A 12,763-nucleotide genomic window follows, 5' to 3' on the forward strand; every position below is an offset into this window, starting at 1 on the left:
CCGATCCGCCGCGCGGCCTTGGGTTTTCTGCCGCGGGTCCGTCTTCGGGGTTGCGCATGGCGGCCAAGCGCCTAGCTTGGGCGGGCAGGAGACCCATGACATGACCGAAGCCCGCGCCATTCTTCTTTCCGACTATCAGCCGTTTTCGCATCTGGTGGATCAGGTCACGCTGACCTTCCACCTTGCGCCGCAAGCCACCCGCGTGATGGCGCGGCTGGAGATGCGGCCGAACCCGGCACGCGAGCCGGGGCAGGATCTGCGGCTGGATGGCGAGGGGCTGCGGCTTCTGGCGCTGTCGGTGGATGGACGGCCCCTTGCCGCGCAGCCCGATGCCACCGGGCTGACGCTGGCGGCGGCGCATCTGCCCGATGGGCCTTTCGTGCTGGAAACCGAGGTCGAGATCGCGCCCGAAGGCAATACCGCGCTGGAGGGCCTGTATATGTCGCGCGGGATGTATTGCACCCAATGCGAGGCCGAGGGCTTTCGCAAGATCACCTTCTACCCCGACCGCCCCGATGTGATGGCGCGGTTCCGCGTGCGGGTGGAAGGCGATTTGCCGGTGCTTTTGTCAAACGGCAACCCGGTGGCCGCGGGGCCGGGATGGGCGGAATGGGATGACCCATGGCCCAAGCCCGCCTATTTGTTCGCGCTGGTGGCGGGGGACTTGCGCGCCCATTCCGCGCGATTTCGCACGATGTCGGGGCGCGATGTGGCGCTCAATATCTGGGTGCGCCCCGGCGACGAGCAGCGCTGCGCCTATGCGATGGACAGCCTGATCCGGTCGATGCGCTGGGATGAAGAGGTCTATGGCCGTGAATATGATCTGGACGTGTTCAACATCGTCGCGGTGGATGATTTCAACATGGGCGCGATGGAGAACAAGGGGCTGAACATCTTCAACTCCAAATTCGTGCTCGCGAGCCCCGAGACCGCCACCGATGACGATTTTGCGCGGATCGAGGCGATCATCGCGCATGAGTATTTCCACAACTGGACGGGCAACCGCATCACCTGCCGTGACTGGTTTCAGCTGTGCCTGAAGGAAGGGCTGACCGTCTACCGCGATCAGCAGTTTTCCGGCGACATGCGCAGCGCGGCGGTCAAGCGGATCGAGGATGTGCTGATGCTGCGCGCCCGCCAGTTCCGCGAGGATCAAGGCCCGCTGGCCCATGCCGTGCGCCCTGACAGCTATATGGAGATCAACAACTTCTACACCGCCACCATCTATGAAAAAGGGGCCGAGGTCATCGGGATGCTGCGGCGTCTGGTGGGGGCCGAGGCTTATGCCCGGGCGCTGGATCTGTATTTTGAGCGCCATGATGGAGAGGCCGCCACCATCGAAGATTGGCTGCGCGTGTTTGAAGATGCGACAGGCCGCGATCTGACCCAGTTCAAACGCTGGTATACCGAAGCCGGAACGCCGCTTCTGAAGGTGAGAGATGAGTTTAACAATGGCGTCTATACCCTTCATTTTGAACAGGAAAACCCTGCCACGCCCGGCCAGCCGGTCAAGGGTGCCAAGGTGCTGCCGATTGCCGTGGGTTTGCTGAACCCCAACGGAGATGAGGTGCTTGCGACCACCGTGCTTGAGATGACGGAGATGCGGCAATCCTTCCGCTTCGAAGGGCTGGCGACGCGGCCGGTGCCCTCGCTTTTGCGGGGGTTTTCAGCGCCCGTGGTGCTGGAGCGCGAGACCCCCGCCGCCGAACGCGCCTTCCTTCTGGCGCATGACACCGACCCGTTCAACAAGTGGGAGGCCGGGCGCGCGCTTGCCAAGGATGTGCTGGCGCGGATGGTGACGGCAGGGGCCGCACCGGGGCCAGACTGGCTGGATGCCTTGGCGCGTGTGGCGCTGGACGAAAGCCTTGATCCGGCCTTCCGGGCGCTTTGCCTGCGCCTGCCCTCAGAGGATGATATGGCGCAAACTCTGCACGCGTCGGGCCATGTGCCCGATCCGGCAGGGATATACGCGGCGCGCCGGAGGATGGGGGCGGCGCTTGCCCAGCGGCTTGGCTCTGAGGTGCCGGGGTTGATCGCGGCCTTGGCCGAACCCGGCGGTTTCAGCCCCGATGCGCGCGCGGCGGGGCGCCGCGCGCTGCGGCTTGCCGCGTTGTCTCTCCTCAGCCGTCTGGACGACGGCGCGGCGGCACGCGCGGTGTTCGCACAAGCCAACAACATGACCGAAGAGGTCGGGGCCTTGGCCTGCCTGCTCGACATCGGCGCAGGGCAAGCGGAACTCGCCCGCTTTGAGACGCGGTGGAGCCATGACCGCAATGTGATGGACAAGTGGTTTGCGCTGCAGATCGCCTTTGCTGCGCCCGAGCGCGCCGTTGAGGTGACCCGCGACCTGACGGCGCACCCGGCGTTTGACTGGAAAAACCCCAACCGCTTTCGGGCGGTGATCGGCGCCCTTGCCGGGAACCACGCTGGATTCCATCACGCGGAGGGCGGGGGCTATGATCTGGTCGCCGAATGGCTGCTGCGTCTGGACCCGTTGAATCCGCAAACCGCGGCGCGGATGTCGACCGCGTTCGAGACGTGGCGGCGCTATGACGCCGACCGTCAGGCCATGATCCGTGCAGGGTTGCGCCGGATGCTGGCGACCGAGGGGCTGAGCCGGGATCTGACCGAAATGGCAGGCCGGATGCTGGGGGAGTGATCCCCAGCACCGGGTCCAGACACGAATTTTCGCCGAAAATTCGGGCCCGGTCGGTTCAGCGCAGCTTTCGGAACAGGGCCGAAAGGCGCTTTGTCTCTTCCTCGATGCCGAAGGGCGGGTTCAGCATCACCATGCCCGAGCCTTCCATCCGATGTCCTTCGCGCACGGGGGGGAAGCGCACCTCATGCACAAGCGCTTCTGGGGCTAGGGCCATAATTTCGGCCAGCATCGGCTTGTGCAGCCCGTCTCGCAGGATCGGATACCAAAGATAGATCAGGCCGACGTTCCACTTGCGGTGCAATTGGCCCAGCACGCGCGGGATCGTCTCGTAGTCGGTTTTCACCTCATAAGAGGGATCGATCAGCACCATGCCGCGCCGGGGCGTGGGCGGGCAGATCGAGAGCGCTTTTGCCAGCCCGTCTTCGCGGTAGACCTTTGCGCCAAAGGGAGCGGCGGCATAATCCAACGCCGCATGTTCTTGCGGGTGCAGTTCGCACAGGTGAAGACTGTCGATCTCGCGCAGCAGATGCCCGGCGATCAGCGGGCTGCCCGGATAGGCATTTGGCCCGCGCTCGGCGCGCGTGGCCGCGAGCGCGCGGCGATAAGGGTGGTTGGTGGGGAACCAGTCCTGCGCGATGGCGATGCCCTTGGCCGCTTCGCCGGTTTTCACCGCTTCGGGCGCGGTCAGGTCATACAGCCCGCGTCCCGCATGGGTTTCCACGTAGGTGACCGGTTTGTCCTTGCGCGTCAGATAGTCGAGCGTCCACGCAAGCAGCGCGTGCTTCTGGACATCGGCCAGATTTCCGGCGTGATAGAGGTGTTGATATGACAGCATCCCGTTGCCCTAGCAGGCAAGACGCCTTGTCGCAAGGGCAGGGCGGGGTGAAGCCTCCTTCGGCGCGGGAGGCGCGGGGGAAACCCCGCCCTAAGGGTCGCGCTTATGCCCTGCCAGATCGCGCGCAGCCTTTTCGGCTTCGGCCTTTTGCCGATCCTTCTCGGCGCGGGTGAGCCCGAATTTCGCGGCATTCGCATCCGCCTGATGGCGGGCCGACTTGCGGGCGGCCTGCTTTTTCACTGTGCGAAGATTGACGATCTCGGCCATCGGCTTCCGTCTCCTTGCCCGCAGCAGCGGCTGCGGGCGTTCGATGCCTTTAAATCTTTACCGGAGGATGTGATCCGGTCCTGACGTCCCGGAACGCCTTTTACCCCTTTGGGCCGATCATGTCTTCGGGCCGCACCACACGGTCGAAGGTTTCGGCATCGACGAAGCCAAGCGCGATCGCCTCTTCCTTCAGGGTGGTGCCGTTCTTATGCGCGGTCTTGGCCACCTTGGTCGCATTGTCATAGCCGATGGTGGGGGCCAGAGCGGTGACCAGCATCAGCGACTCCTTCATCAGCTTGTCGATCCGCGCGGTGTTGGCTTGGGTTCCCACCACCATGTTGTCGGTGAACGACCCCGCCGCATCGCCCAAAAGCTGCATGGATTGCAGCAGGTTATAGGACATCATCGGGTTGTAGACGTTCAGCTCGAAATGCCCCTGCGACCCGGCAAAGCCGATGGCGGCGTCATTGCCCATCACATGCGCGCAGACCATGGTCAGCGCCTCGGCCTGCGTCGGGTTCACCTTGCCCGGCATGATCGAGGAGCCCGGTTCGTTTTCGGGCAGGATCAACTCGCCCAAGCCCGAGCGCGGGCCAGAGCCCAGAAGCCGCAGGTCGTTGGCGATCTTGAACAGCGCCGCCGCGACTGTTTTCAAGGCACCCGAGAACATCACCATCGCGTCATGCGCGGCCAGTGCTTCGAACTTGTTGGGCGCGGTGACAAAGGGCAGATCGGTGATCTCGGCGATGCGGGCAGCCACACGCGTATCCCAGCCCACGCGGGTGTTCAGGCCGGTGCCGACGGCGGTGCCGCCTTGCGCCAGTTCGTAAATGTCGGGCAGGCACATCTTCACGCGCGCAATGCCCTTTTCCACCTGCTTGGCATAGCCGCCGAATTCCTGACCCAAGGTCAGCGGCGTTGCATCCTGCGTATGGGTGCGGCCGATCTTGATGATATCCTTGAACTCTTCCGATTTCGCGACCAGTGCGGCATGCAGCTTTTCCAGTCCCGGCAACAGCACATCGCGCGCCATCATGCCCGTTGCCACATGCATTGCGGTGGGGAAGGTGTCATTCGACGACTGGCCCATGTTCACATGGTCATTCGGGTGAACCGGCTTTTTCGAGCCCATCACGCCGCCCAGCATTTCGATGGCGCGGTTCGAGATCACCTCGTTCGCGTTCATGTTGGATTGCGTGCCCGACCCGGTCTGCCAGACCACCAGCGGGAAGTTGTCGTCAAACTTGCCCTCGATCACCTCGGTCGCGGCGGCGGCGATGGCATTGCCGAGTTCCGGGCTGATATCGCCCTGATCGACATTGACCAGGGCGCAGGCCTTCTTGATCACGCCAAGCGCACGGATGATCGCCACGGGCTGCTTTTCCCAGCCAATGGGAAAGTTGATGATCGAACGCTGGGTCTGCGCGCCCCAGTATTTGTCGGCAGGAACCTCGAGCGGGCCAAAGCTGTCGGTTTCGGTGCGGGTGGCGGACATGGGCAAGCCTCCTGATTTTGCTGCCCCGTCCTTACGGCGGGGGCGCGGAAAAATCAATTGGCATACCGTCGCATACAGCCATCAGGCGGCTGGCACGCGCGGCATCACTGCTTGCGGAACTTGTCCAGACTGACGACCTGCGCATCCTGATGCGGCGGCGGATCATCGTCATCTTCCTCGTCTTCTTCCAGCGCCTCGTCATCCTCTTCGGCATGGCTTTCAAAGCGCAGGCCGAATTCTACCGATGGGTCCACGAAGGTGCGCACGGCATCGAAGGGAATCACCATCGGCTCGGGCTGGTTGCCAAAGTTCAGCGTGATGGTGAACCCATCCTCATCGACGACGAGATTTTCGAACCAATGCTGAATGACAATCGTCATCTCTGCCGGATAGCGGGCCTTCAGCCAATCGGCCATCTCGACATCGGGATGCGTGGTGTCGAAGGTGATGAAGAAATGATGCGCGCCGGGCAGGCCGTTCTTGCCCACATCTTCCAGCACCGACTGGATCAGGCTGCGCATCGCGCGGTGCATCAGATTACCGTAATCAATCGAGCGCGCCATATCCCATCCTCATCTTGTCGTTCGGCCAGCATAGGGGTTTTGCCCCCGATGAAAAGGGGTCAGGCCGCACTGATTGCGACAGAGAGCAGCGCCGAGGCCAGCAGAACCTGCCACAAGGGGCGGTGAAACCCCAAGAGCAGCAGGGCCGACACCGCGGCCAGTGCCAGCGCCGTCAGGTTCAGGCTTGCCAGATCCGGCACCGTGAGCTGCATTGGGCCAAGGCTTTGCGGGGTGAGGGTGCCGAACAGCAGATGCAAGGCAAACCAAAGCGACAGATTCGCGATCACCCCGACAACCGCCGCCATGATGGCATTCAAGGCCCCGGCCAGACGCGGATCGGCGGTGACACGCGCCATATAGGGCGCGGCGACAAAGATGAACAAAAAGCAAGGCACGAAGGTCATCCACAGCGTCACCAGCGCCGCCGCGATCCCCAAGCCCCAGCCCGAAGCCCCATACCCTGCCATGAAGCCCACGAATTCATTGACCAGGATCAGCGGCCCCGGCGTGGTCTCTGCCAGCCCCAAGCCCGCCATCATCTGCGACGTGGTCAGCCAGCCCTGCACCTGCACCACCTCTTGCGTCATCCAGGCCAGCACCGCATAGGCGCCGCCAAAGGTCAGCACCGCGAGCTTGGAAAAAAACCAGCCGATGTCGAACAGGATGCCGCCTTGCAGCCACAGCAGCCCCAAAGGCACAAGCCACACCGCCAGCCAGAGCACGAGCGTCTGTGGGGTGCGCGGAGCGGTAACGGGGGGGAGAGCCGCAGGGGTGCCGCGCGCGGTGAACAAACCCCAAAGCCCGGCGGACAGAATGATCACCGGAAACGGCAGGTTCATCACGAACAGCCCCAGAAACGCCAGCCCGGCGATCACATAGGCCGCCCGCCCGCGCAGCGCACGCCGTGCCACCCGGATCAAGGCCTCGATCACGATGGCAATCACGGCCGCCTGCACGCCCAGAAACAGCGCCTGCATCAGGGGAAGCGAACCCCATGCCGCATAGGCCATCGACAGGATCAGCACCACCAGTGCCCCCGGCAGCACAAACAGGCCTCCGGCAATCAGGCCGCCCGCGGTGCCATGGAGCCGCCAGCCTGCCCATGTGGCCAGTTGCATCGCCTCTGGCCCCGGCAGCAGCATGCAGAACGAAAGTGCTGACAGGTAGTCTTTTTCACTGAGCCACTTACGCTCATCCACCAGCACCCGGTGCATCAGGGCAATCTGGGCGGCCGGGCCACCGAAGGACAAGCACCCGATGCGGGCGAAGGTGCGGGTGAGATCGGGCAAACTGGGGGTCATGCGAGGACGCTAGTCGCGGCACATCACAAGCGCAAGACGGTTGCGCAGCGGCCCGCCAAGACCTCTGAGACAAGGCCGCAATCCTGCTGCAAAGCGGTGACCCCGCCGGATTTTCAGGCCCGGCGGGGTGGGGTTTGAGTGACGTGTGATTGCAAGCAGCACGTCAACCAAGGCCCTAAGGCCCCGTGCAAGCAGCAGCGCGATCACCGACCGCGCGCCTCTTGTCTAGGCGGAATTCCCTAAGGCGCGGTTAACAGGCATGCGGGGGCGCGATCTTTGCGAGCCGGTGCCCCGCCTTGTCTTTGCGCGCTTTACAGCCCGTCAAAGGCGCAGAGCGCGTGCACATCCATGCCCATGGCCTCCAGCCGCTTGCGCCCGCCCAGATCAGGCAGATCCACCACGAAGGCGCAGCCCACCACCCGTGCCCCCAACCTTTCGATCAGCTTGATGCCTGCCTCGGCAGTGCCGCCCGTGGCGAGAAGGTCATCGACCACCAGCACGGTCTCCCCCGCCTGCATGGCGTCCTCATGCACTTCGACCACGGCTTCGCCATATTCCAGCGTATAGGCCTGCGCGATGGTTTGCCCCGGCAGCTTTCCTTTTTTGCGGATCGGCACAAAGCCGGTGGACAGCTGATGGGCCACCGCGCCGCCAAGGATGAAGCCGCGCGCCTCGAGCCCTACCACCTTGTCGATTCGCACGCCCACATAGGGGGCAAGAAGCTGATCCACGCACATGCGAAACCCGCGCGGATCGGCAAACAGGGTGGTCACATCGCGGAACAAAATTCCCTCATGCGGGAAATCAACGATCGTGCGGATGTAATCCTTGACGGTTTTGGCAGAGCTCATGCGCAGGCTTTCAGGGTTCAGGCGGATACAGATGGCGCAGCAAGGCAGCGTCCTGTCCCGCGATGGTCACGGTAGAATTGGCATTTTGCGACAGGATGGATACGCCTTCATAGGCAGGGCTGTCGATGTCGAACAGCGGGCCTGTGGTCTGGAAGATCTCTTCCAGCACCACCGAAACCATTTCGGACGCGCGGATCTGGGATGAAATGAGGATCGAGGCTTCGGTGATCTGGTTGTCGGGCGTCGACCAGACCGAGGCATAGCCCACCCCCATTTCGCCCGGCGCGCTGATGCCGGGCTGGTCGGGCATCACTGTGCCCTCGGTGGCATCGGTCAGCGCCACCCGGATGTCGGCATCCGCGTCATACACGCGGGTGATGCGCAGGTTCGCGCCCGTGCGGTTGATTTGCCGCAGGGCGTAATCGACGCTGACCGACAGTAAGAGCGGGATAAAGCGCCCGGTGTCGACCTCGGGCGGCAAGACGGCAAGGGTCAGCTCGGTCTTGGGCCAGCGGATCGGGTCTTGCTGGCAAGGCTCGCCGGGTGCGGCGCCGCACGTGGCCGCACGGAAGAAGTCGGCGTCGGACAGCAGACCTGCGACCTGCACGCCGTCCGAGGCATCAGCCTGCACCGCGAGCGCGCACAGGCCTGCGGCCAGACCGTGCCGCAAGCTCACAGCACCCGTCCTGCCACCGCGTCCAGCTTGGCCAGCAGATCGGGGTCGCGCAGGTGGGGGGCCGTCATGATGGCATGGTCCAGCGCGCGGTCGCAGCCTTGCGGGCAAGGCGGCTTTTCTGGGCCAAGGAGGGCAGGCAGGCGGGCGATGATCTCGCGCGCAAGGCCGGCGTTGCGGCCCATGATGGCCACCACCTGCGCCACGTCCACCGCGCCATGCTCGGGGTGCCAGCAGTCGAAATCGGTCACCATGGCGAGGCTGGCGTAGCACAGCTCGGCCTCGCGGGCGAGTTTGGCTTCGGGCAGACCGGTCATGCCGATCAGATCGGCGCCCCACTGCCGGTAGAGGCGGCTTTCGGCGAGGGTGGAAAACTGCGGACCTTCCATCGCGATATAGGTGCCCGCCTCATGCAGCCGCGCTCCGGCGGCACTGGCTGCGACACCGACCCGGGCCGAAAGCGGCGCGCAGGTCGGATGGGCAAAGCCTACATGCGCAACGCAGCCATTGCCGAAAAAAGACCCCTCGCGCGCGAAGGTGCGGTCGATATACTGGTCCACCAGCACGAAATCGCCCGGCACAAAGTCCTCGCGTAGCGACCCCACGGCGGAGACGGCCACCAGATCGGTGCAGCCCAGCCGCTTGAGCGCGTCAATATTGGCACGGTGATTCACTCCGGTGGGCGACAGAACATGGCCGCGCCCGTGCCGGGGCAGAAAGGCCATGGCAACACCGTCCAGCCGTCCGACCAGAACCTCGTCCGAAGGCTTGCCCCAAGGTGTCTTGACCTTGACCCAGGAGGCGCCTTCCAGCCCGTCGATTTGGTAGAGGCCAGAGCCGCCGATTATGCCGATCATCCTGTTCATTCCGGGCCTCACGCTTGGGGTCGGGCCGATCTTACGGCGGGGGGCGGGCAGAGGGAAGGGGCGGGCAGAGGGAAGGGTGGGCAGGGCGCCCGCCTGCGTCAGAACACCGCCGCAACGCCCGCCGCAGCGGTAGGGCGGGGTTAACCCCGCCCTACGGCAGACACCCAGGCGCAGGCGCAGATCCCCGCGCGTCGATCCCCCACCAGCGCAAGGTATGGGTCAGGTGGTCCCACAGGCTTTGCTGCACGGCCGTCATGTCGCGGGCCTCGAGCGCGGTGAGGATGGCCAGATGTTCGGTCATCGCGGGCACGATCCGATCGGTCAGAAAGGGCCGCTGGGTCTGGATCACCGCGATGCGGTTGCGGTTGTCGGCATAGAGGCGCGGCAGCAGCGGGCCATCCAGCCCGGTGGCCAGCAGATCGTGCAAGGACAGATCGGTTTCAATCGCGCGGCGCTGCACGGTGCTGCCGGGGGGCAAGGCCGCGGCCTCGTCCCGCAGCGCCTCATGCGCGCGGCGCAGCGCGGCGAGCGGCAGGGTTTCCCCGCGCGCAAGCAGCCCTTGCGCGCCGTGAATGTCGAGCATCGCGCGCAGTTCCATGCAATCGCGGGTGGTGGCGGCATCGGCGCGCATCACCATCAGCCCGCGCTTGGGCAGGATGCTGACCAAGGCGGCGGCCTCGGCGCGTTTGACCGCCTCACGCGTGGCGGCGAGCGGAAAGCCCAGTTGCGCCACCAAAAGCGGCATCGACAGGAACATGCCGCTGGCCAAGTGGCCTTGGCGCAGGTGATCCAGCAAGGCCTGATAGGCCTGTTCGGCCTGATCGGGCGGCGCGCTTGGCGCCCCCGCGCCGTTGCGGGGCGCCGGGCGGGCGCGGGACGGGGCGCGGTTGCGGGCCGGATTGTCTGCGGTTTCCATAAGCTCTTTCTTGCCGGGACGGTGTAGTGTGACTCTGGGACGTCACGTAACATGTTAGCATAAATGTCTTGAACCGGGCCGATGACAAGCCCTTTCTTGCGACCGGGCGACAAGATCCGGCGCGCGAGGGGAGACCCGGAGAGAGGCATGGCACATCAGCATCAGGAAGGGACGGGCCATGGCGGCGATCACGGAAGCAGAGGATTTTGCGGGCAACGAGGATGCGTTGCGCCCGACAGAGCCGCATGAAAAGACATGGGGCTGGTTCGCGGTGTTCAACGTCTGGGCCAATGATGTGCAATCGCTGTTCGGCTATACGCTGGTGGCGTCCTTGTTCATCGGCTATGGCGTCAGCGGCTGGACGGCCTTTGCCGCGCTGATCGCGGCAGGGCTGTTCGTGATGTTGATGGTGAACCTGTCGGGCGCGGCGGGGGAGAAATACGGCATTCCCTATCCGGTGTTCGCGCGCGCCAGCATGGGCACCGCCGGGGCCAAGCTGCCGGCGATTATGCGCGCCACGGTGGCGGTGTTCTGGTATGGGGTGCAGGTCTATTTCGCCTCGACCGCGCTGGCGCTGTTGATCCGTCTGGTGACCGGGGCCGAGGGCGGCAGCCTGTTTCTGGGCCTGTCGGGGATCGACTGGATGTCGTTCTTGATTGTCTGGGCCTTTCACATTGTCATTTTCTGGCGCGGCATGGGCTGGGTCGCGACATTCCTGAACATCGCGGGGCCGTTCGTTTATGCGGTGATGATCGGGCTGGTCGCGGTGTTGTGGGTGAAGTCGGACGGGCAGCTGTTGCACCATGCGGCGACGATCTTTGCCAATCCCGAAGGCACTTGGGGCACGGAAGTGGCGGGGTTCATCGCCATCGTGGGCACGATGATCGCCTATTTCGCCGCCGTGATGATCAATTTCAGTGACTTCTCGCGCTATGCCAGGAGCAAGGAGGCGATGGTGAAGGGCAATCTGGCGGGGTTGCCGCTGAACATGATCCTGTTCTCGGCGCTGGCCTTGCTGACCACGGCGGGTGCGGCGGCGGTTTATGGCGAGCAGATCATCAACCCGACCGAGATCGTCGAGCGCACCGACAGCGTGCTTTTGGGCGTGATCGCGGCGATCACCTTCTTTGCCGCCACGGTGGGCATCAATCTGGTGGCCAATTTCATTCCGGCGGTGAACGGGATCGCCAATCTTGCGCCCGGGCGGATCAGCTTTCGGCAGGCGGGCATCGTGACGTCTGGCTTTGCGCTGGTGATCGGCGGGCTGTGGACGGCGGTGATCAGCAACGTGGGCATCAGCGGGTTTGTGAACACGCTGGGGGCCACGCTGGCGCCGCTGTTCGGGATTTTGGTGGTGGATTACTACCTGATCCGCAAGCAGACGCTGAACCGCGACGCGCTCTATGACATGGAGCGGGGGCCATACCACTATCGCAACGGCTGGAACCACACGGCGCTGCTGGCCTTTGGCGTGGGGGCGGCGTTTTCGGTGGCGGCGGTCTGGGTGCCGGCGCTGGCGCAGCTGGAAGGCTATGCCTGGGTGATCGGCGCGGTGCTGGGGGGCGCGGTGTATTATCTGCGCAGCCCCGCGCAGCCGCAGGGCTGAGCACGGCGCAGAGCGAGAGGGCGCAGGGCGGGGGAGACCCCGCCCTTAGCGTTGGTCATCCGGGCGCAGATGTTCAAAGGTGTCGCGCACGATCGCATAGTCGCGGTAGCCCATGCGCGCGAGCGGCTGATAGCGGGCCGGGTCGAAGCGGCCGTCCACGAGGCAGTCCTCCTTGAGGTGAATGCCGGTGACTTCGCCAAGGATCAGGAAGTTGTTCTCGCCTTTGAGCGCAAGCACCTGCGTCACCTGACATTCCAGCGTGGCGGGGGCATCGGCCACGCGCGGGCAGGCGATCGTGGTGCAGGTGGCCTTGGCCACCCCGGCGGCGGCGAATTCATCGGTGCCGCGCGGCAGGGCGGCGGAAGTGGCGCTCATCTGCTCCAGCATTTGGGCCGCGACGATGTTGACGGCGAAGACGCCCGTGTCTTGCAGATTGGCGAGGCTGTCCTTGGCGCCGGTGGAGGCGAACATCACCTGCGGCGGCACATAGGCCACGGCGTTGAAGAAGGAATAGGGGGCGAGATTGTCGCCTTGCGGCCCGGTGGTGGAGATCCAGCCTATGGGGCGCGGGGTGACGAGGGCGTTGAACGGGTTGTGGGGCAGACCGTGTCCGTCTTGGGGTCTGTAGAACATGGGCGTGCTCCTGTCGGGCGGGGGGAATGGGGATTTGAACCTGACATAATCGCATGTTACGGGCGCGTGCCACAGGGAAGTGCGGGGAATCGCCGGTG

Annotated in this window: 12 protein-coding genes; 2 read left to right on the forward strand and 10 right to left on the reverse strand. The window is 64.6% G+C overall.

What is annotated here, in order from left to right; all coding sequences use genetic code 11:
* Positions 1-100: 100 nt before the first annotated feature.
* Positions 101-2,659 carry an aminopeptidase N gene (gene pepN, locus CUR21_RS03805; RefSeq protein ID WP_100195695.1) on the forward strand — a complete coding sequence of 853 codons (2,559 nt, stop codon included), beginning with the start codon at positions 101-103 and terminating at the stop codon, positions 2,657-2,659.
* Positions 2,660-2,714: 55 nt separating this feature from the next.
* On the opposite strand, the gene rlmJ is transcribed toward pepN, so the two are convergent.
* The 9 genes from rlmJ to CUR21_RS03850 form a co-directional block, all read right to left on the reverse strand.
* The gene (rlmJ, locus tag CUR21_RS03810) at positions 2,715-3,494 is read right to left on the reverse strand and encodes a 23S rRNA (adenine(2030)-N(6))-methyltransferase RlmJ (protein ID WP_100195696.1); all 780 of its coding nucleotides are present in this window, start codon (positions 3,492-3,494) and stop codon (positions 2,715-2,717) included.
* A gap of 90 nt (positions 3,495-3,584) precedes the next feature.
* Positions 3,585-3,761 carry a DUF4169 family protein gene (locus CUR21_RS03815; protein ID WP_100195697.1) on the reverse strand — a complete coding sequence of 59 codons (177 nt, stop codon included), beginning with the start codon at positions 3,759-3,761 and terminating at the stop codon, positions 3,585-3,587.
* 100 nt (positions 3,762-3,861) lie between these two features.
* The gene (gene fumC / locus CUR21_RS03820) at positions 3,862-5,256 is read right to left on the reverse strand and encodes a class II fumarate hydratase (RefSeq protein WP_100195698.1); all 1,395 of its coding nucleotides are present in this window, start codon (positions 5,254-5,256) and stop codon (positions 3,862-3,864) included.
* A 104-nt stretch (positions 5,257-5,360) separates the two neighbouring features.
* Positions 5,361-5,819, reverse strand: coding sequence for an SspB family protein (locus tag CUR21_RS03825; protein ID WP_100195699.1), 459 nt, complete (start codon positions 5,817-5,819; stop codon positions 5,361-5,363).
* A gap of 59 nt (positions 5,820-5,878) precedes the next feature.
* The gene (gene chrA, locus CUR21_RS03830; protein ID WP_100195700.1) at positions 5,879-7,120 is read right to left on the reverse strand and encodes a chromate efflux transporter; all 1,242 of its coding nucleotides are present in this window, start codon (positions 7,118-7,120) and stop codon (positions 5,879-5,881) included.
* A gap of 311 nt (positions 7,121-7,431) precedes the next feature.
* Positions 7,432-7,971, reverse strand: coding sequence for an adenine phosphoribosyltransferase (locus CUR21_RS03835; protein WP_100195701.1), 540 nt, complete (start codon positions 7,969-7,971; stop codon positions 7,432-7,434).
* 10 nt (positions 7,972-7,981) lie between these two features.
* Positions 7,982-8,647 (reverse strand): hypothetical protein, encoded by a 666-nt coding sequence (locus CUR21_RS03840; RefSeq protein ID WP_100195702.1) that lies wholly within the window; start codon positions 8,645-8,647, stop codon positions 7,982-7,984.
* On the reverse strand, positions 8,644-9,510 hold the full coding sequence (locus CUR21_RS03845) for an S-methyl-5'-thioadenosine phosphorylase (RefSeq protein ID WP_100195703.1): 867 nt from the start codon (positions 9,508-9,510) through the stop codon (positions 8,644-8,646). The genes CUR21_RS03840 and CUR21_RS03845 overlap by 4 nt, the downstream gene beginning before the upstream one ends.
* Positions 9,511-9,661: 151 nt before the next feature.
* On the reverse strand, positions 9,662-10,426 hold the full coding sequence (locus CUR21_RS03850; protein WP_100195704.1) for a GntR family transcriptional regulator: 765 nt from the start codon (positions 10,424-10,426) through the stop codon (positions 9,662-9,664).
* Positions 10,427-10,604: 178 nt separating this feature from the next.
* Here CUR21_RS03850 and CUR21_RS03855 point away from each other — a divergent pair, with 178 nt between their 5' ends.
* Positions 10,605-12,032, forward strand: a complete 1,428-nt coding sequence (locus CUR21_RS03855; RefSeq protein WP_100195705.1) for an NCS1 family nucleobase:cation symporter-1 — start codon at positions 10,605-10,607, stop codon at positions 12,030-12,032.
* Positions 12,033-12,077: 45 nt separating this feature from the next.
* Here CUR21_RS03855 and CUR21_RS03860 read toward each other — a convergent pair whose 3' ends face one another.
* The gene (locus tag CUR21_RS03860; RefSeq protein WP_100195706.1) at positions 12,078-12,665 is read right to left on the reverse strand and encodes a flavin reductase family protein; all 588 of its coding nucleotides are present in this window, start codon (positions 12,663-12,665) and stop codon (positions 12,078-12,080) included.
* Between the last annotated feature and the right edge of the window lie 98 nt (positions 12,666-12,763).

This window comes from Pseudorhodobacter sp. MZDSW-24AT (assembly GCF_002794355.1).
Classification (GTDB): Bacteria; Pseudomonadota; Alphaproteobacteria; order Rhodobacterales; family Rhodobacteraceae; genus Pseudotabrizicola.

Excerpts from the sequence above, each read along its gene's own strand:
- pepN (WP_100195695.1), top strand. The coding sequence starts at position 101 with ATGACCGAAGCCCGCGCCATTCTTCTTTCCGACTATCAGCCGTTTTCG.
- CUR21_RS03855 (WP_100195705.1), top strand. The coding sequence starts at position 10,605 with ATGGCGGCGATCACGGAAGCAGAGGATTTTGCGGGCAACGAGGATGCG.
- fumC (WP_100195698.1), bottom strand. The coding sequence starts at position 5,256 with ATGTCCGCCACCCGCACCGAAACCGACAGCTTTGGCCCGCTCGAGGTT.
- rlmJ (WP_100195696.1), bottom strand. The coding sequence starts at position 3,494 with ATGCTGTCATATCAACACCTCTATCACGCCGGAAATCTGGCCGATGTC.
- CUR21_RS03850 (WP_100195704.1), bottom strand. The coding sequence starts at position 10,426 with ATGGAAACCGCAGACAATCCGGCCCGCAACCGCGCCCCGTCCCGCGCC.
- chrA (WP_100195700.1), bottom strand. The coding sequence starts at position 7,120 with ATGACCCCCAGTTTGCCCGATCTCACCCGCACCTTCGCCCGCATCGGG.
- CUR21_RS03860 (WP_100195706.1), bottom strand. The coding sequence starts at position 12,665 with ATGTTCTACAGACCCCAAGACGGACACGGTCTGCCCCACAACCCGTTC.
- CUR21_RS03825 (WP_100195699.1), bottom strand. The coding sequence starts at position 5,819 with ATGGCGCGCTCGATTGATTACGGTAATCTGATGCACCGCGCGATGCGC.
- CUR21_RS03815 (WP_100195697.1), bottom strand. The coding sequence starts at position 3,761 with ATGGCCGAGATCGTCAATCTTCGCACAGTGAAAAAGCAGGCCGCCCGC.
- CUR21_RS03835 (WP_100195701.1), bottom strand. The coding sequence starts at position 7,971 with ATGAGCTCTGCCAAAACCGTCAAGGATTACATCCGCACGATCGTTGAT.
- CUR21_RS03845 (WP_100195703.1), bottom strand. The coding sequence starts at position 9,510 with ATGAACAGGATGATCGGCATAATCGGCGGCTCTGGCCTCTACCAAATC.